Below are 17,564 nucleotides of genomic sequence, written 5' to 3'. Positions count from 1 at the left end.
TACCTTTACAGAAAGGTAAATGATCATTATACCTTTTCGGAAAGGTAAGCAGGGAGCGTGTGAAGTGTGCAAACTAACGGATGCTTTGATCGATAACCTACCCAAGGCAGAACTCCATGTTCATATTGAAGGGACCTTAGAGCCCGAGATGATGCTGAAGCTTGCCCGTCGAAATAAAGTATCGCTGCCCTATGAGACGGTCGAGGACGTGCGAAGAGCTTACGAGTTCGACTGCCTCCAAGATTTTCTGGATCTGTACTACCTCGGAATGTCCGTGCTTGTAACTGAGCAGGACTTCTTTGACCTGACTTGGGCTTATCTGACCCGCGTGCATGCAGATCGTCTGACCCATGTTGAACTGTTCTTTGATCCCCAGCCGCACATGGATAGAAACGTCGCCTTTGAAACTGTTGTCGAAGGGATTACGAGCGCGCTTGAGACCGGGGCAAAGGAGTTAGGTATTTCGTCCAAGCTGATCATGTGCATCGTGCGCCACTTGCCGGAAGAGCATGCTTTCACCGCATTGGAATGCGCGAAGAAACATAAAGAGCACATCCACGGTTTCGGCATGGACAGCACAGAACGTGGCATCCCTCCTGCGATTTTTGAACGTGTTTTCAAGGCGGCGCGGGAAGAGGGGTTTGTGCCCGTTGCCCATGTGGGCGAAGAAGGCACCTCTGAAAACGTCAAGGAAGCGCTCGACCTGCTCAAAATCGAGCGTGTGGATCATGGAAACCATGCTCTGGATGATCCAGCGCTGGTGTCGCGCTTGGCTCGTCAGAAAACACCGATGACAATGTGCCCTATTTCCAACTGGCGGCTCAAAGTTATCCCGGATTTGACCAAGAGCCCGGTCAAAAAGGCGTTGGATGAAGGTCTTTTGGTAACAATCAACTCGGATGACCCGTCCTATTTCGGTGGCTATATCAATGACAATTATCGCGCCGTTCAGAAGAACCTGAACCTTAGCGAAAAAGACGTCATCCAATTGGCCAAGAATTCCTTTGCCGGTTCGTTTTTGAGAGACTCTGAAAAACAGGCACAGTTGGACAAGATCGACCATCAGGTCGAGACGCTGCAAAGAATCGTGGGCTCATCCGGTTCATCGTCCAGACAATAGGGCATCACTTCGTGTCCGGCTTGATGTCGAGCAGCTTGGTCCCGTTCAGACAATCCATGCCCTGCACCTTGATGAGCCCGTCCGTGATCGCCTCGATCTGGACGCGCGCCGCTGCTATCAGGTGGTCCGCAAGGCATTCGGTCCAAAGAAATAAGGACAATTTTCGATATTTCTTGATATGTCTAGGGCGGGCGGGACACGGTAGAACCTGATTTGTAATCAGTAGGTCCGCGGTTCGAGTCCGAGTGGGAGCACCACTCATCCAGTAATGTACATATAAATCATCGATTTAAGTATATTTCGAGGTGATGTATCCTTTTTCTTGCCACCCTTAGTAGAAAAACAGGACAGTCGGCAACTTGACTGTTGTGTATCGTTGCAGCGGGTCAATAGAACATCGAACATTTGAGAGCATTCGGCGCGCTTGACTGCTTTTTTAGCGCCGTGCAAATGGGATAGAAGAGTGACAAAAAACTTCAGGGGATCTGCGCAGGGATCGTTGGACGGTCTGTGCGGTATCTATGCGATCATCAACGCTTGCGACTTGGTGATGGGCACAGACCTCAAGGACGAGGAAAGAGAGCACCTGTTTTGTAAGCTGACCAACCTTTTGGACGACGGACGACCGATAGGAGATATCATTCATGAGGGGATCGGGTTCAGAAAACTCGGTGAACTCGTCGATGTGGCCAGCCGTACTTTGGCCCTGAAATCCTCTATTCGCATTGAACGCTCTGTTGCGTGGAAACGGGGTAAAGGAACACTTGACGAGTTTTGGCAAGAACTGAGTGAACATGTCGACCCTTCGAATGGCCGGGTCGCCTTGCTGGGTCTCGAAGGCAAGCACAGTCACTGGACTGTCGTTAATGCGGTATCAAACAAGTCGCTTAATTTAGCGGATTCCGATGGTTTGACGCGTCTTACTCGGTCGGCCTGTAGCTTGGGCAGTGACAAAACCCATCAACTTTGCCCAACACAAACATACTTTTTGAAGGCAGTAAGCCCCGCTATTTCACCGGAAACCGCTTGATGATCGATACAGCCTAAATCAGCGCTGAATCCATCAAGAGAAAGTCTTCGAAGCGTGGCAATCAAGATGAATTGGTCATGATGTGATCTGACAATGACCAGGTATGTGGTGCGACGCGCCGAACTCGTACCCCCTCATTTAAATCGTCATAAGAAATCATGACGCGCCGCAGTTGTTTCGTAGCCTCATCAAATGGCTGAATTGTGTCTGTTTGATGAAGAATGCAGGGTTCCAATAAACTCTGGAATTCACGGGATAGGGCAATCTCAATACCGACGGAGTAATTTTATCACTCCAAGTATTCGCTGATTGCCTCGCAATCGTGTGCTGGTAAAGAAAGGGCAGGCCTTTGGATGGAGAGTTGCATCACTGCCCATATCGGGCAAGGTTCACGCCAAGAACTTTTGTTGATCAGTATTAAAATCGTAGGGCTGAGGTTTTATCGCCCGTCCAAATAATATCCAATAGCACCGGGTTTCCACGCGCCGAATAATAAGTGTGTTGTCATACACCCTTTGTATTTGATTGCTGCCAAACGATGCCACGAACATGCTTTATTTTTCAACGTGTTCCGGATCAAGAACCAGTGGAATTCTGCCTGTGGAGGTGCGCTTCAATGTTACCGGGGTTGAATGCACGCGTTTCGAAACAGCACAGTTTCGCTGATCCGGTTTAATTGCCGAATGTACAAGGCGGTTGCCGATTTCTTTGGCCGTAGCCAGGGGAAACAAATAGCCAAGCCAGCCGAGGCCTGGATCGCGGATGGCCAATAGCCTCTGGTTCTCCCATGGTGGGTCGGGCACCAACCAAGCCGGATTGGGCGTTGCCACGAGCCGTGAACCAGGGTCCAGAGAAGGGGGGACGCGCTCGGCCAATCTGGCCCTGGCGCTTGCGAGTTTGTGAATCAGACGCTCTAATTCGGCAGCATCCAACAGGATTTCGCCTAGGTGCATTCCTTCAATTTTCAGGTCAATCGAGCATACTGACTGATCTTCACTGACTTTTGTCCTTACAGATATCTTTTCCATAATAAATGCTCCTCAGTAACGAGAGATATTTTAAATCTGCAACTCAGTTCATCGCGACGTGGCGCATTGGTTAATTCTGCTCCACGGGCGAAAAAAGGCCCAAGGCGATCAGGTCGGGAACCCAAGTTTCCCGATTAGGCGCCAGATATCCTGATTGGCAGCCGTGAGTTGCGAAATCGCACCTTCGATCTGTGAGATTGCCGCGTCATCGATTGTGTCTGCCCGCCCGAGTTTGATGTCAGTTTTTCGATCTGCAATTCGCATCAGAATTGTCTTGGGGTTTCCGCTGTCCGGATCAAAGGAGTATATGCAGTGATTGTACTTGTTGCGGACCCCTGAGAGTTTGGACAAGCGGCGGGTTTGTTCCAGGATCGGATCACGGACCGATGGTTGCTGCCCTTCCATTTTTGCCAGCCTTTCGACCAGATCAATACGGGCTCGAGTTGTGTTCAACGTGAGAAAGATGATCACGGCCACATCCTTGTTGGTACCAGATAAACCGGCGATCAGATGGATCAACAGGCTTTCCGTATTGGTCCACATGTAGTTCAGGCGACCAACGAGCAAGATCAACTGGTCGAAACGGTTCTCTACGTCACTGGTCAATGTGCTGTTGCCGTGCCGTCTCCGGTGCGACCTCGAAATAGAAATGCGCCGCAGCGGTCCGATTGTTCACGCCAATCTTTCCCACTACGTTGTGCATGTGCAGCTTTACAGTGTGCTCTGTTATTCCTAGCCTCGATGCAACGATCTTGTTGCTTTCTCCGTGTGACACGAGGCGTAGCACCTGCTTCTCACGACGTGTCAGCTTGTGAAAAAGAGCCTCATTCCGCGTGTCAGGGGTTGAAGGTTCCAGTCGCTCTTCCGTTGCAGAACCAGACGCGGCCCTTCCATTGGTGTTCGGATTGACGCATTCGGCGAAGCAGGCAGGCAAGTACTTCTGATCATTCATCAACAGGCGCAGAACGGCCCGCCAGATATCTGGTCCGACATTCATCGGCAAGTATCCGATGTCACCGTATCTCCGTCTGTCCCAACGTTCGAACAGTGATCTGGCGGCGCTTTCTGATCGGTATGCAAAAGAAAGACATCCCGATCCGGACGCTTTGACATAGTATTGCGGTTTGCTCAGAAGGTCTTCGATCATTGACTGATCTACCACCAACATCCTGAGCGAAGAGATATCGACATCGGTGATGTCCGGAGCCTGCCCCAGACAATCGCAGCGACGCGCTGTTACGCCAAACTCACTCTGGACATTTCTCAGTGTTTGATTGGAAAAAAACAATTCTTTTCCAATGAATAAGACCGGAATATCGTCTTGATGTTCAATTCCATTAGAATTTTCACTTGCCAATGGTAAACTCACGGCTTCCTCCATCTGCAAAGGAATCCGGCACCGGGAACATGGTACCAATGAATATCAGCGCAGAATATTCACGCTGAAAAATGCCTGAATCATCTAATTAATTAGCCTATTAGTATATCCGAAAGTTCCGAAATCTTCAACGGTTTGTTTTTGATCTAGAACCAAATCTATTGCTTTTGGGTAGTCTGTTCGAAAAAAAACCCATTCCTACCTATCTCAAAGTATTAGGTTTTTAGTGAATTGAGTAACGCTTGTTGAATTTCCCCAATCTATCAGTTCGGACTTTGTACGAATATCGAAAAAACAGATAAATAACAAATATATAGATGGAACTGATCTTTCGGTCAGCTAGCCACTGCCGCCATCAACTGCAACGATAGTAAGGCTTCAATTACAGAAGCATCGTTGAACCTGACGTACCTGCGGCCGCGTATTAGAGCGAAATTCCCGCACGGACGATTATCGGCTGGGCCGAGATTGGAGGTGACGGAAAACGAACCAGAACATGTTCGTACTTCATGCGAACCTGAAATCGTGTTCGGATGAAGATTTTTCAAACCAAAAACGCTGTATGCCGCCTGTTAGATGAATGGTGGACTGGCGTTATGTAGAATGGAAAATTACAATGAAACGCAATACTAACAACGCCAACGTCACAACCGTAGACGAAATCAAAGTAGAGCATCTGAAAGCTGATTTTGAGACCAAAATTAAGGTCGAAGAAGCCACTGTTGATGCAAACGATAATTCGCAAGATCAACAGCAAGATCAGACAGTTGATAACGACAACACCGTAGATACGTCAGATTCGCAACATCAGGGTCAGGGCCAGGCTCAGACATCGGATAACGCGAATGAGCAGGGTCAGGATCAGGGTCAGGACCAGGGCCAGGATCAGGCGCAGGGCCAGCAACAGGGTCAGCAGCAGCAAAACGTGAATGGCGGTGACGACAGCAACGACATCGACAACAGCACTGCTGTCAATATTGACTTCGGCGAAGGCGAGTGGATTCCGCGTGATGATGATCAGGTGGATCTGGATCTTGGCGATTCCGCCACTGTCGGTGACGTGATTACCGCAGGGCGCAATCTGGACTACGATCCCGGCGATGACATGAACCTTGACATCACGATGAATGGCGCCGGGAATGACATGGCATCAGTCAACAACCAGGTGGCCAGCCTGTACGACGATGACTATATCGAAGATGCTACTGTTTCAAACGATGGCGACTTTTCCCAGAACGGCAATGCAAACGGCGGTACCGCCAATGCACAAGAGGGAATTGGTACGTCAACCGGTGGCGGCGCCTCAGGCCAAGGTGGCTACTCTTATGGCGGCAACGCCCAGGGTGGCACGACCCAAGGTAGCGCTGCCTGGGCGCAAGGTGGCGACTCGGGGGATGCTGGTTCGGATGCCGACGCAGGTTCCGGTGGTGCATCTGGTGAAGCCGGTAACGCAAGTATTGGCCTAGGCCTGTCCGGTGCAGGTTCTGACGGTGACAGCGACGGCGGAAGAGGTGGCAACAGCACCAGTGATTCAGCGTCCGACAACTCCAACAGTTCAGATACCGATGCAGCTGGTACCGGCGGAACCGGCGGCAGCGCAGACTCGCTGGGGCTGGGTATTGGTCTTGGTCTTTCGGGGGCCGGTGCAGACAGCAGCGCCGATGGCGGTGACACCGATTCAGATTCGAGTGGCATGGGCTTTGGTGCCGCACATAATGACTCGGCTTCGGACGGAGCAGACGGCGGCAACGGTGATGCAGACAACGATGGTTCTGCCGACAACAGCACCGACAATGACGTATCGGCTGATGATGCGACCGCTGGTAACAACGATGCGGACGGTACTTCCGACTCTACATCCAGCAGCACTGCAGACGGTGATGGTGGAAATGGCGACGGCGGCAATGGCAATGGTGGCAATGGCGACGGCGGCAACGGAAACGGTGGCGATGCCAACGGCGGATTTGCCGGACTTGTAGAAGCGGCTGTTGCAGCACTGTTTGATGAAATCACCGATGATGATGAAGAAGCTGAAGAAGGTGATGATGACGGCGACGCAGACGCAACAACCGGCGGTGGCAACACAGCCGATGCTACCGGCGGCACCGGCGGCACAGGGACTGGTGGAACCGGAACCGGTGGCACGGGAACTGGCGGTAGCGGAACCGGTGGAACAGGAACCGGTGGCAGCTCGGCGGCCAACTCTGACTCGCAGGCCGTAGGTGACCAATCCGCGAGCGGCCCGGACATCGACCAAACCCAAGGTAATGTTGACGGTGCGGCAAATACCGCCCAGGACACAGATGGAACCGGCGGTGCAGGCGGCAGCAATACGACTGACGGCGCGGCCAATGGCACGGGTACCGGTACTTCGACTGCAGACGGCACTGCTGGTGCAGGCGGATCGGGTACATCGACTGCTGACTCGGCCGGTAGTGGCGCGGGTTCTGCAGATGCGGCCAACACTGCCGGTGCCGGTGGCGCGGCAGATGTGTTTGCATCTTCGGATACCGACGGCACATCGGACAGCATGGCCGAAGCCATCGCCGGGTATGGTGGTGCAGCCAACTCCGACAATGATGCAAGCTCGGCTGGCTCGGGTGATGCGACTGGCGCAGCCAACACTGGCGGCGGCGGCGGTGGCGGCAGCTCGACATCCACCGGCGGCACCAGCGGCAAGTCGATGACAGATGCCATGTCTGGCGACACCACAAGCGGCAACGTCAAAGGTGGTCAGGCGTCAGGCGCAAATTCGGGCGATGGCGGAAACGGCGGCCACGGCGGCAACTGGGGGTCCAACAATGGTGGCGACAGCGTCGTGACCGGTGAATCCTATGCGTCCGCAGCAGCGGTCGTCGACACAGATGCCTTCAACCAGACGATTGTCATGGGTGCCAATGTGCTTGGTAACTCGGTTGATACCACCATGGTTGGCGGTTCGATGACGTCGTCTTACGCAAGCGACGACACCGAGGTCTAAAACAACAATTGCCGGGAACCACCAATACGGGTCCCGACAAGCATTAATGAAAACGCCGAGGCCGTTTGTTGCGGCCTCGGCCCAGCTTAACCCAAACCGGAGAATTCAGCCCGGCGCGGGGGACAGGGAAAACCGACATGTCTCTCGATAGTATTACGGAAACAATTGCACATTTTATCGGAACATTTGAGCTCACGGTTGAGCAGGCCAGACTTCGGGATCAATATGATGAATTTACGGCCTACAGAAAAAAGGCCGAGCTTGATCAGTTAGACGATCCGACCACGATCAAAATAAGCGCCAAGCTGGAACCAGATCCGGTAAAAATTGAACTTACACCTTACCGGTTCCAAGAGCCCCAGAAACTGCCTGACGCGCCCCCTCCGCCCGGTGACGTCAGCTATGGAACTACAATTCAGCTGGGAACGCCGACAGCTCCTGAAACCGTAATACCTCAGGTGGATTTCTTCGGTAATGACAGTGCGAGTCCGAATGCCGGGCAGGTGACTTATGTCGAACACACTCCGGAAGGTTCAAGCGAGCTGTTGGGGTCTGTCGTAACCTATACGATGCAATACCTTTTCCTGAGCGACAACGACACGCTTGGACAGGGCGACTTCAGGGATACAGACGTCCTGATTGCCGAGGCCGAGCAGTCTTTGGACGTTGCGCTGTCGCTTCACGCAATGTCAGCACCTTCGTTGTCGGTTTCCGACTATTTGTCGGTCGATAAGGTAGAAGCACTGGCGCAAGAGATGCTTGAGCCTTTCTCCGCTGAAGTTGAAGGTGTGACAATTCATCAATTTCACGGTGCTGATGCGATTGGCGTGATCGTAAACGGCGAATACGTCGATGAAATGCCGGTCTGGAATGACCTACTGCCCGCCTACCACAAGCCGGAAGAAACCTCTGACGAGGATGTTCAGGCGCCCACCCCGTATCCCGATGAATGGGAGCAGGGTCCCGAACCGGTTATCGAGGACGGGCATACAGTCATCACAGGGGGCAACCTGCTGATTAACGAGATCAACGTTACCGTTGGTTGGGTCGATGCCCCCTATATTGCTTTGGGCGGGCAATCGATCAACCTGACCATGTTCAGTCAGGTGGCGGTCGTATCGGATATGGACGAGGGATCGCACGGCTGTGGAAGCGGCACAAACGTCGTTCAGGCAGCTCAGATCGATATGCAGTCAAACCCGGCGGCCTGGATTGCAGATGCACAATCGGATGGTGAACAACCCTCATTTATTTCGGTTGATTGGATACAGGGAGATCTGGTCGTCGCGAATTTCATCAAACAAGTCATAGATGCCACGGACATCGATCACATAAATACCGAAGTGTCTGCGTCGTCATCGTATTTCGCGATGGGCGATAATCAACTGACCAATCTGGATAATATTATGCAACTTGGCAGCTATTATGATCTGATCATGATCGGCGGCGACATGATCTCGTTGGATATGTTGTTCCAGACGATTGTTCTGATGGATGATGACGTGGTCGATGGCGGGATGCCTGGTCCCGGAGGGGCTGGAGACGAGAATCTGGTTATGAACCATGCGACGTTGAATTCGCAGGGTCAGGACACCCACAAGGATATGGACAAGGCCATGGCGGACGTTCTGGCGCTGCCTGAAACAAATCAGGACGCACTGGAAGAGGCCTTGCTCAACGATCCCCTGTTTGCAGGGCTTGAACAAATGCGGGTGTTGAAAGTTGATGGCAGCCTGTTGCAGGTCAACATTTTTGAACAAGTAAGCATGTTGGCCGATCAGGATGATGTCGAGTTGACCGGGGCGGCCGCCGGAGACACGGATGTAATTGCAGGAAGCAATGCAATCCTCAATTCGGCCAGCATCAACAAACTTGGCATTGATTCTGTGGTCATGGCAAACTCCGAAACCTATTCGGATTTGTTGCTGCATCAGGCCAGCCTGATTGACACGCCGGAGGATGACAACGGTGACGAGTTGGTAAACGAGGCCGTCGCGTTCTTGATGGACGATCCGACCGACTCGAATTCGTTGCCTGGATCGCAAGGTCCCGATGATCAGGAAGCTGTCGGAGATAAAACGCTCGTCGAGTCGGATGGCATGCAGAGCATGCTGGCCTGATCTTAGGCGATCAGAATACGAGTGATCATAAGGTTTGAGTATGTCGATCATATTTTCATCGCGCCGCACCCGGTATGCCAGCCCGCTTGACCGGCATGGAGGCGGTCGCCCGTTGCCGCTTAAGCAAAGGGACAAGACTGAACCGATGGGCCCTAAAGGTGCCGACGAAACCAAAGGCAGGACCGCACTGCGACTTTCCAGTGGGATGCGTGTGGAGAATCCGGCCCGAACGGAACCAAGTAAATCATTGGGGCAAGAGGAAAACAAACCGACAACGGATGCGTTCCCTCAGAACGCGGGCTGCTCGGATGCCGGGCCTGAGCAAGTCTCTGACATTCAGGGTGGGCAACAATCCAGTAAACCCAGCTCTGGTGACAATAAGCAAATCAATCCATCGGAAACGACCAGTTCCACTCGGCGCGTCGAACCTCCTCAACGGCGCGCGCCGCCGCCACCTGCGGCAGAACAAGACATGGCGGGTGACGGCACTGGGGTGGCCAGCGCCAAAGGCCCCAAACCCGATGCCAACCCGCAACCAAAGGCGCGAGCGACCCCCTCTGCGCCGACGGGGGCACGGGATCGGGTCGGTACCACGATCGAGGCCAAGGCGAACCAGCCGCTGCCAACGTCAAATTCCGGCGGAGGCGGAGGCAATGGGCCACCCCAAAATTTCCACAGGCGAACGCCTCCGGAAGATTTTCAGAAAATCCTGCGCATTTCGATGCGCGCGATCCGGCGCAATCTGAGTTTCGTTCTGGTCCTCACCTGCGCGACCAACATCCTTATATTGGCCATTCCGATCTATCTGTTTCAGATCAGTGACCGAGTTCTGACCAGTCGCTCTCTGGATACTCTGATCATGCTGACGGCCATTGTGGCGGGCGCAGTTATCTTTCAGTCGGCTTTTGACGCGGTTAGGCGGTTCATGTTGATGCGAACGGCGGTCGAAGTGGCCGCCCGGTTGGGGGCGCCGATCCTCAGCGCCGCTGCTCATGCGTCGTTGCACGGGACCGGGCGCGAATATCAGACGTTGGGAGATTTGCAGCAGGTGCGGGGTTTTCTTGTCTCCAGCACATTGATTGCTTTTCTTGATGTACCCTTTGCGCCCTTGTTCATTCTAATGATTTTTCTGGTGCACCCCCAACTTGGGATGATCGTTATCGTCACCGCCTTGCTGCTGATGACCATTGCTTTGATCAACCAGAGAATGACGGCCAAACCTTTTGCCAAGGCAAACCGGGCGCAGTCCATGGCCAACATGCATCTGGATTCGATGTCGCGAAACAGCCAGATCATCAATGCGCTGGCCATGATCCCTGAGGCTGTTCGAATCTGGGGGCGCGACACGGCGACCTCGCTGACATGGCAGGTTCGGGCACAGGACCGGAACGTGATCTTTGCCGCCATATCCCGCGCAGTGCGGTTGCTGACGCAGATCGGCATCCTTGGCTGGGGTGCTTTTCTGGCTCTTCAGGGAGAAATCACAGGGGGCATGGTAATCGCCGCTTCGATCATTGCGGGCCGCGCCTTTGCGCCGATTGAGGGATCAATCGAAGGGTGGAATACGTTCCTTCTGACGCGTGGCGCGTATGATCGGATTCGAAACCTTTTGGCGAACTCGGCCTTGCAGCATGAAAAACTGCGCCTGCCGCGACCCGAGGGGCGGTTGGATGTTGAGCGTCTGCTTTACGTTCCCGGCGGAACCAAGCGCGTCGTGCTGAACGGGATTACCTTTTCGATGAACCCTGGCGAGACGCTGGCCATAATCGGTAATTCCGGCGCCGGGAAAACGACCCTTGGGAAGACCTTGGTCGGCTCGATCCTGCCAACGTCCGGCAGTGTCCGGCTGGACCTGATGGACATACGCAACTGGGACCCGCGTCAATTCGGTGAAAGCATCGGCTACCTGCCTCAGGACGTGCAACTGTTTCCCGGCACCATCAAGGACAACATTGGTCGGATGCGCGATGATGCGACAGACGAACAGATACACGATGCAGCTGTTCTGGCTGATGTTCACAACATGATTGCCACACTGCCACAAGGGTATGAAACGGTTGTCGCCGCGGACGGCACCCCGCTGTCAGGCGGGCAAAAGCAACGCATCGCTCTGGCGCGTGCATTCTTTGGCAATCCGCAAATGGTGGTGCTGGATGAGCCGAACTCGAACCTGGATGTAGCGGGCGACAAGGCTTTGGCCCGCGCGATCGAACAGGCAAAAAACAGCAAGATTACCGTGATCGTGATTACTCAGAAGCCGACGCTTTTGAACGTTGTCGACAAGATCATGCTGTTGACGGATGGGCGCGTGGCGCTGTTTGGCGAGCGTGAACAGGTGATGCAGCAACTGAAGGGACCTCGAAACAAGCCTGAACTGCGCGGCTGAGGGTGGCAAATGACTGAATTGGCGAAAATCGAAGACTCATCGCAGTGGTATGCAGAGGTACCGCGTTCGATCAATCGGCTGATTGTAATAGGAATGATCATGCTGCTGGTGTGTTTCGGCGGTTTTGGCGTGTGGTCTTTCCGCGCCCCGCTTGCCGCTGCTGTTATCGCTCAGGGCAGCTTTGTCGCGACCGGTCGCAACAAGATCGTACAACACCTTGAGGGGGGGATAATCGAGGAAATCCGTGTTCTGGAAGGGCAGACTGTCGAAAAGGATCAGGTTCTCATGACACTGGACCAGACCTCGGCGGAGTCGAATGAGCGCGAGCTGTTTGTCCGCAAGATCCGCCTTCAGGCGATGGCAGAACGGTTGCTTGCCGAGTACCGGGAACAGGACCGTTTGACGTTCTCTCAGGAACTGGTTGCAGCTTCGGACGATGCCGAAATCCTGACCATTCTGGACAATCAGATGCTGAGCTTTGAGGTATCACGCAAGACACTGCTGAACGATATCGCCTTGCTGTCGCGTAATATCGAAGCCTTGAAAATCAGGGAAAGCGGGTTCGAGGCACAGCTTGTTTCCATGACCCGGCGTTCCGAAATCTTGCAGGAAGAGTTCGATACCAAAAATGCTCTGTTCGAAAAAGGGCTGGTCAGAAAGGGCGAGTTGAACACAATCCGGAGGGTGCAGGCCGAGGCTGAGGGGCAGCTTGCCCGGCTACAGGCCGAGGCTTCGGAAATCAGCCAGATGTTGCTGAAATACGAGGAACAGATATCCCGTACCCAATCTGCATATCGAGAAGTTGCGCTTGATGAACTGAGCGTTATCGAGGCCGATCTGGAAAGTGTACGTGAAAAGGCGCGGCAGGCACGCAGTGTACTTGATCGTGCGGTGGTTCGTGCGCCGGTCGCTGGTACGGTCGTTCGCCTGCATTACCATACATCAGGCGGTGTCATTGAAACGGGCGAGCCCATCGCCGAAATCCTACCATCTGATGCTCCTCTGATCATCGAAGCCCAGATCCCCCGTACCGAAATTGACAGTGTCGTCCATGGCCAGAAAGCGACAGTGCGTCTGGTTGCGTTGAACCAACGCACGACGCCGGTACTGAATGGCGAGGTTTTCTATGTTTCTGCGGATGCGCTGATGGAAGAGTCGGCGGGGGTTCCCAAAGAGGTTTATCTGGCCCGAATCTCGCTATCTTTGGATGAAATGGATCGGGTTAGCGGTTTTATTCCCACACCGGGAATGCCGGCTGAAATCATGATCCAGACAGAAGAAAGAACCTTTGCAGCCTATATCGCCAAGCCAATCGTCGACAGCATGTCACGCGCTTTTCGTGAACACTGAGTGTGATGGACGACCGCTGCTTACCTTCAACTACTGTCAATCAGCGTCTACACATTCCAAAAGTCGCATGATATTTCTTGAGAAACTGTTCAGGGAATGCTGCATATGACATTGACGGTCAAAGACATGATGGAAGCCGCAAACGCCGTGGTCGAACGCATTGACGTCGCCCAGGCGAAAGAACTGATAGAGCAGGGGGGCCTGCTGCTGGACGTCAGGGACGCGCCCGAGTTGGAGCGCACAGGCCGGGCGGTTGGATCTCATCATATTCCACGTGGCATGCTGGAATTTCGGGCGGATTCCAACACGCCGTTTCACGATCCTGAATTGCGCAAGGATCGACCCATTGTATTGCATTGTGCGTCAGGTGGCCGTGCGGCTCTTGCAGGCAAATTGCTCAGGGATATGGGATACGAGCAGGTTTACAATCTGGGAGGCATTTCAGATTGGCAGAACGGTGGTGGAGAAATGGTCGCTCCGTTTGATGCCGGGATGTAGGCTGTTGATCTGATGCATGTCAAAGCCAAACATATTCGCGTACCCCAGTGTAATGGCCGAAGCTCAATAAAAGGACTACGGCCATGCTACGTTTGGCAGCCATGCTTTATTCACTGATTGCTACCGCTATTGCCGGATCAGCGGTAATCGCGGTTCTGTCCGCAGGGTTGGTATCGGTGTCGGCAATACTTTGGGCCGCCGGTGTTGGGGGGGCGATTGCGGCGCCGGTTTCCTGGCTGGTCGCAAGGCGATTGTATCAGGACGGGTGAAAAATCAGGCGTTCAGGAACGTTCTGACCGCCGCCTCGAACTCTCTGGGTTTCTCCGCGTGAAGCCAATGACCTGCGCCCGGTATTTTAGCAAACCGGGCGTTCGGGAACAGCGCGCGGATTCTGGCCCGATGTTCCGGAAGGACATAGTCGGATTCCGCCCCTGACAAAAACAGTGCTGATCCGTGCCACGATGCATCGATATCCGGAAAGCCCATGATTTTGGGCATCTCGGCGGCCAGAACATCCAGATTCAGCCGCCAGCGTTTCCCGGCGACGTCCAGCGATTGGGTGAAAAAGCTCTGCAGCGCCTTCTCGACCCCTAATTCAGCAAGTTGCTGTTCCACGTCAGAACGGCGTTCAACCGCGGACATGTCGATCGCGCGCATGGCTTCGATGTATTTGATCTGACTATGGCCATAGGTCACCGGGGCGATGTCGGCTACCACCAGCTTGCGGACAAGTTGCCCGTGTAGCAGAGCCAGCATCATTGATGCCTTGCCCCCCATTGAATGACCGACCACATCCGCGACGCCACCAAGGTTTTCGACCACCTCGGCCAAATCTGAGGCAAGCGCGGCATAGTCATGCGCCTGTGTCCAGTCACTGTAGGCGTGATTGCGCATGTCAACGGCGACCACCTGCCGTTCGTCTGATAGCCGTCTTGCAATGACACCCCAGTTTCTGGCCGAGCCGTAAAGGCCGTGTGCAATCAGCAAGGGGGGCAGGGAGGTCGGTTCGCCATGAATGATCGTGTTGAGCATGTTTTGGTGATAGCCGGGCGTCGCGGGAACTGCCACCCCCATTGTGGCCGCGCTTTGGCGGGGCTACATTATCCCGTCAGGAGGCGCGAAATGCAACAGGATACCGAGGTTCAGACCCAGATCGCCGAAACCATCTTGCTGTTGCGCAAGAAACTTGGCGTGCGTGGCAAAACGCTGGCGGCATCGGTTCGCCGGGTAAAGCGACGTTTGCCTCGTCGGGTCTATGCACAGGCGATGACGCTGGCCAGCGCCGAGCAGATGGCTGAACACCCGAAACTTCGTATGATTTTGGATACCCCGGGTTTGATCAAGGCATCTCAGGATGTGCAAACACACCTGAGGGCGATTGACCTTGCGGATCGCAGGTGGGGTTGGTTTCTGGGGATGCTGGGCGGACTAACGTTCAATCTGTTGGTTCTGGCGGTGCTTGTTCTCTTGTTTCTTTGGTGGCGCGGGTTGATCTGACCTTTCGCTTGTTAAACGCCCGGGCTACTTTGAACGCGGTTCAGGCAGAGGGGCGATATGTTATCCAAATCCCAGATACGGCGCGCGGAGTTGCGCGAAAAACTGGTTGAATCAGCTGAATCCCGGATCGCACGCGACGGTTTGGGCGAGCTGAGAGCCCGGGATCTTGCGAAAGACGCCGGTTGTGCTTTGGGTGCAATTTACAATGCGTTCGAAGACCTGAACGCTATTGTCATGGCCGTGAATGGCCGCACCTTTCGCGATTTGGGAGAAGCGGTATCTGGATCATTCGATGGCGGCGAAGAACCGGTGAAGCGTCTGATTGTCATGAGCAACGCTTATCTGCGGTTCGCCGACGACAATACCAATCTCTGGCGCGCGCTTTTTGACCTGAAAATGTCCGATGATGGGCCGGTGCCCGAATGGTACCGGGACGCCCTGAAAGGGCTGTTTGCCTATATCGCTGAACCTGTTGCCGAGTTGTTCCCCGAACTGGACAAGGCCGAGCTGGATCTGATGACTCGTGCCTTGTTTTCTTCGGTGCATGGCATTGTGACATTGGGGCTGGAAAACCGGATTTCGGGCGTCCCGCCCGAACAGATCGAACGCATGATCGCACAGGTTCTTTCCAGAATTGGAAACAAATAGTTTCCTGGACGGTGTTCAAGAAAAGTATTGAACGACGTTCATAAAATTACTACCTCCACTACATGAACAATGTTCATATTGGAGGAGCCCATGTTTGGCACATTGAAAACCTTGATTGTCGGTGTAAATGCCCGTGCTGAAGAGCAATTGCGTGACAGCTATTCAATTGAGCTGATTGACCAGAAAATTCGCGAAGCGGAGCAAAATCTGAAAGCTGCGAAACTAACCCTGGCTAGCTTGATACAGCGGCAGCGAAATGAAACCCGCCAGGTTGACGGGTTGAGGGCGCGCATTGACGATCTGATGCTCCGTGCCCGGCAGGCGCTAGCAGATGAACGCGATGACTTGGCGCAAAGTGCCGCTCAGGCAATTGCCGACCTTGAGAACGAGGTCACCTTGCGCGGTCAAACGGTTGAACGCCTGGATGCCCGAATTTTACAGCTGCGCCAAACGACCGAGGCCGCAAGCCGTCGCATTGTCGACCTGAAGCAAGGCGCCATATCCGCGCGTGCGGTTCGACGCGAACAGGGTCTGCAGCGAAAGCTGAACCGCCATCTTGGCGGCGACAGCCCCATCGATGAGGCCGAAACACTCATCGGTCGGGTTTTGCAGCAGGACGACCCATTCGAGCAGTCCGAGATTTTGCGGGAAATCGACGACGGCTTGAGCCACGCGGGGATCGCATCTCGTCTTGAAGAAGCTGGATATGGGCCAAAAAGCCGTTCGACCGCAAAGGACGTCTTAAGCCGCCTGATGGAACAAAAGAAAGACTGAGCGCAACTGCCTTTCCGAATTACAGAACCAAATAAACAGGAGAATTCAAATGACCAGCCGTAATGAAAACGCCTTGATCCTTATGCTGAACGGTGCCGGGGTTGTTCTGGCATATGCGCTGCTTGGTATTTCACTTTACCTTTCCACGGACGTGCCGCTGGCGACAAAAGGGTATTGGGGAATGGGCATCATTCTTTTGACTCTGAGCCTGATCAACGTTGTCAAATACCGCTTTGACGCACGTTCGGCCGAAGATCGCATTAACCGGATTGAAGAAGCACGCAATGAAAAGTTGCTGGAAGAGGTTCTGACAGACTCGAAATCGGAAATCTAGACGTCCCCCCTGGCGCGTTGGGGCGCTAAACTGGTGTGGCTAAACAAGAAACGGCGCCGTTGTGGCGCCGTTTGCGTGTCTCAAAGAGGGTGTCTTTACAGGTTCGGATAGATCGGGAAGCGGGCGCAGAGGGCGGCGACTTCGGCCCGGACCTTGGCCTCGACGGCGCTGTTGCCGTCTTCTCCATTGGCCGCCAGACCGTCCACAACCTCGATGATCCAGTCGGCGATCTGGCGGAATTCGGCCTCGCCGAACCCGCGGGTGGTACCGGCGGGCGACCCCAGACGGATGCCGCTGGTGATCGTCGGCTTTTCCGGATCAAACGGCACACCGTTCTTGTTGCAGGTGATATGCGCCCGGCCCAGAGCCTTTTCGGTGGCGTTGCCCTTGACGCCCTTGGGGCGCAGGTCGACCAGCACCA

General features: G+C 54.1%; 17 protein-coding genes and 1 pseudogene. 12 read left to right on the top strand and 6 right to left on the bottom strand.

All coding sequences use genetic code 11. The annotated features are described in order from the left end of the window. Nucleotides 1-64 precede the first annotated feature (64 nt). Entirely contained in the window at nt 65-1,120 is a 1,056-nt protein-coding gene (locus tag ACR0NA_RS10660; protein ID WP_480728742.1) for an adenosine deaminase, read from the top strand. Nucleotides 1,121-1,124: 4 nt separating this feature from the next. Here the strand turns inward: ACR0NA_RS10660 and ACR0NA_RS10655 are convergent, their stop codons facing one another. Then, nucleotides 1,125-1,280, bottom strand: coding sequence for a TrmO family methyltransferase domain-containing protein (locus tag ACR0NA_RS10655; protein ID WP_480728740.1), 156 nt, complete (start codon nt 1,278-1,280; stop codon nt 1,125-1,127). 303 nt (nt 1,281-1,583) lie between these two features. Here ACR0NA_RS10655 and ACR0NA_RS10650 point away from each other — a divergent pair, with 303 nt between their 5' ends. Next, the gene (locus ACR0NA_RS10650) at nt 1,584-2,150 is read left to right on the top strand and encodes a hypothetical protein (protein ID WP_480728738.1); all 567 of its coding nucleotides are present in this window, start codon (nt 1,584-1,586) and stop codon (nt 2,148-2,150) included. Nucleotides 2,151-2,704: 554 nt separating this feature from the next. Here ACR0NA_RS10650 and ACR0NA_RS10645 read toward each other — a convergent pair. The 3 genes from ACR0NA_RS10645 to ACR0NA_RS10635 all read right to left on the bottom strand — a co-directional run bounded on the left by ACR0NA_RS10645 (nt 2,705) and on the right by ACR0NA_RS10635 (nt 4,559). Beyond that, nucleotides 2,705-3,178, bottom strand: a complete 474-nt coding sequence (locus ACR0NA_RS10645) for a hypothetical protein (RefSeq protein WP_480728736.1) — start codon at nt 3,176-3,178, stop codon at nt 2,705-2,707. 108 nt (nt 3,179-3,286) lie between these two features. Continuing rightward, nucleotides 3,287-3,784, bottom strand: coding sequence for a hypothetical protein (locus ACR0NA_RS10640; protein WP_480728734.1), 498 nt, complete (start codon nt 3,782-3,784; stop codon nt 3,287-3,289). Continuing rightward, nucleotides 3,774-4,559, bottom strand: coding sequence for a helix-turn-helix transcriptional regulator (locus ACR0NA_RS10635; protein WP_480728732.1), 786 nt, complete (start codon nt 4,557-4,559; stop codon nt 3,774-3,776). The genes ACR0NA_RS10640 and ACR0NA_RS10635 overlap by 11 nt, the downstream gene beginning before the upstream one ends. A gap of 613 nt (nt 4,560-5,172) precedes the next feature. Here ACR0NA_RS10635 and ACR0NA_RS10630 point away from each other — a divergent pair. From ACR0NA_RS10630 to ACR0NA_RS10605, 6 genes are all read left to right on the top strand, one after another. Next, on the top strand, nt 5,173-7,536 hold the full coding sequence (locus ACR0NA_RS10630; RefSeq protein ID WP_480728731.1) for a hypothetical protein: 2,364 nt from the start codon (nt 5,173-5,175) through the stop codon (nt 7,534-7,536). A gap of 137 nt (nt 7,537-7,673) precedes the next feature. After that, nucleotides 7,674-9,656 (top strand): type I secretion protein, encoded by a 1,983-nt coding sequence (locus ACR0NA_RS10625; RefSeq protein ID WP_480728729.1) that lies wholly within the window; start codon nt 7,674-7,676, stop codon nt 9,654-9,656. 40 nt (nt 9,657-9,696) lie between these two features. Next, nucleotides 9,697-12,042 carry a type I secretion system permease/ATPase gene (locus tag ACR0NA_RS10620; RefSeq protein ID WP_480728728.1) on the top strand — a complete coding sequence of 782 codons (2,346 nt, stop codon included), beginning with the start codon at nt 9,697-9,699 and terminating at the stop codon, nt 12,040-12,042. 9 nt (nt 12,043-12,051) lie between these two features. Beyond that, entirely contained in the window at nt 12,052-13,392 is a 1,341-nt protein-coding gene (locus tag ACR0NA_RS10615; RefSeq protein ID WP_480728726.1) for an HlyD family type I secretion periplasmic adaptor subunit, read from the top strand. 105 nt (nt 13,393-13,497) lie between these two features. Continuing rightward, a complete protein-coding gene (locus ACR0NA_RS10610; RefSeq protein ID WP_480728725.1) occupies nt 13,498-13,890 on the top strand; it encodes a rhodanese-like domain-containing protein in 393 nt (130 codons plus the stop codon). A gap of 83 nt (nt 13,891-13,973) precedes the next feature. Next, the gene (locus tag ACR0NA_RS10605) at nt 13,974-14,159 is read left to right on the top strand and encodes a hypothetical protein (protein ID WP_480728723.1); all 186 of its coding nucleotides are present in this window, start codon (nt 13,974-13,976) and stop codon (nt 14,157-14,159) included. A gap of 4 nt (nt 14,160-14,163) precedes the next feature. On the opposite strand, the gene ACR0NA_RS10600 is transcribed toward ACR0NA_RS10605, so the two are convergent. Continuing rightward, entirely contained in the window at nt 14,164-14,964 is an 801-nt protein-coding gene (locus ACR0NA_RS10600; RefSeq protein ID WP_480728721.1) for an alpha/beta fold hydrolase, read from the bottom strand. A 48-nt stretch (nt 14,965-15,012) separates the two neighbouring features. Between ACR0NA_RS10600 and ACR0NA_RS10595 the strand changes: the two genes are divergently transcribed. The 4 genes from ACR0NA_RS10595 to ACR0NA_RS10580 all read left to right on the top strand — a co-directional run bounded on the left by ACR0NA_RS10595 (nt 15,013) and on the right by ACR0NA_RS10580 (nt 17,143). After that, nucleotides 15,013-15,387 (top strand): hypothetical protein, encoded by a 375-nt coding sequence (locus ACR0NA_RS10595; protein WP_480728719.1) that lies wholly within the window; start codon nt 15,013-15,015, stop codon nt 15,385-15,387. A 57-nt stretch (nt 15,388-15,444) separates the two neighbouring features. Then, nucleotides 15,445-16,035, top strand: coding sequence for a TetR/AcrR family transcriptional regulator (locus ACR0NA_RS10590; RefSeq protein ID WP_480728718.1), 591 nt, complete (start codon nt 15,445-15,447; stop codon nt 16,033-16,035). Between the two features lie 90 nt (nt 16,036-16,125). Next, nucleotides 16,126-16,809, top strand: a complete 684-nt coding sequence (locus ACR0NA_RS10585) for a PspA/IM30 family protein (protein ID WP_480728716.1) — start codon at nt 16,126-16,128, stop codon at nt 16,807-16,809. Between the two features lie 49 nt (nt 16,810-16,858). Then, nucleotides 16,859-17,143: a YiaA/YiaB family inner membrane protein gene (locus tag ACR0NA_RS10580; RefSeq protein WP_480728715.1), complete on the top strand. Its 285-nt coding sequence runs from the start codon at nt 16,859-16,861 to the stop codon at nt 17,141-17,143. Between the two features lie 95 nt (nt 17,144-17,238). Here the strand turns inward: ACR0NA_RS10580 and glyA are convergent. Beyond that, a pseudogene (gene glyA, locus ACR0NA_RS10575) lies at nt 17,239-17,564 on the bottom strand (serine hydroxymethyltransferase); the annotation flags it as partial.

The organism is Ruegeria sp. C11 (genome assembly GCF_056537725.1).
The sequence above is the reverse complement of the archived record's forward strand: the minus strand, read 5'-3'. Positions and strand labels throughout refer to the sequence as shown.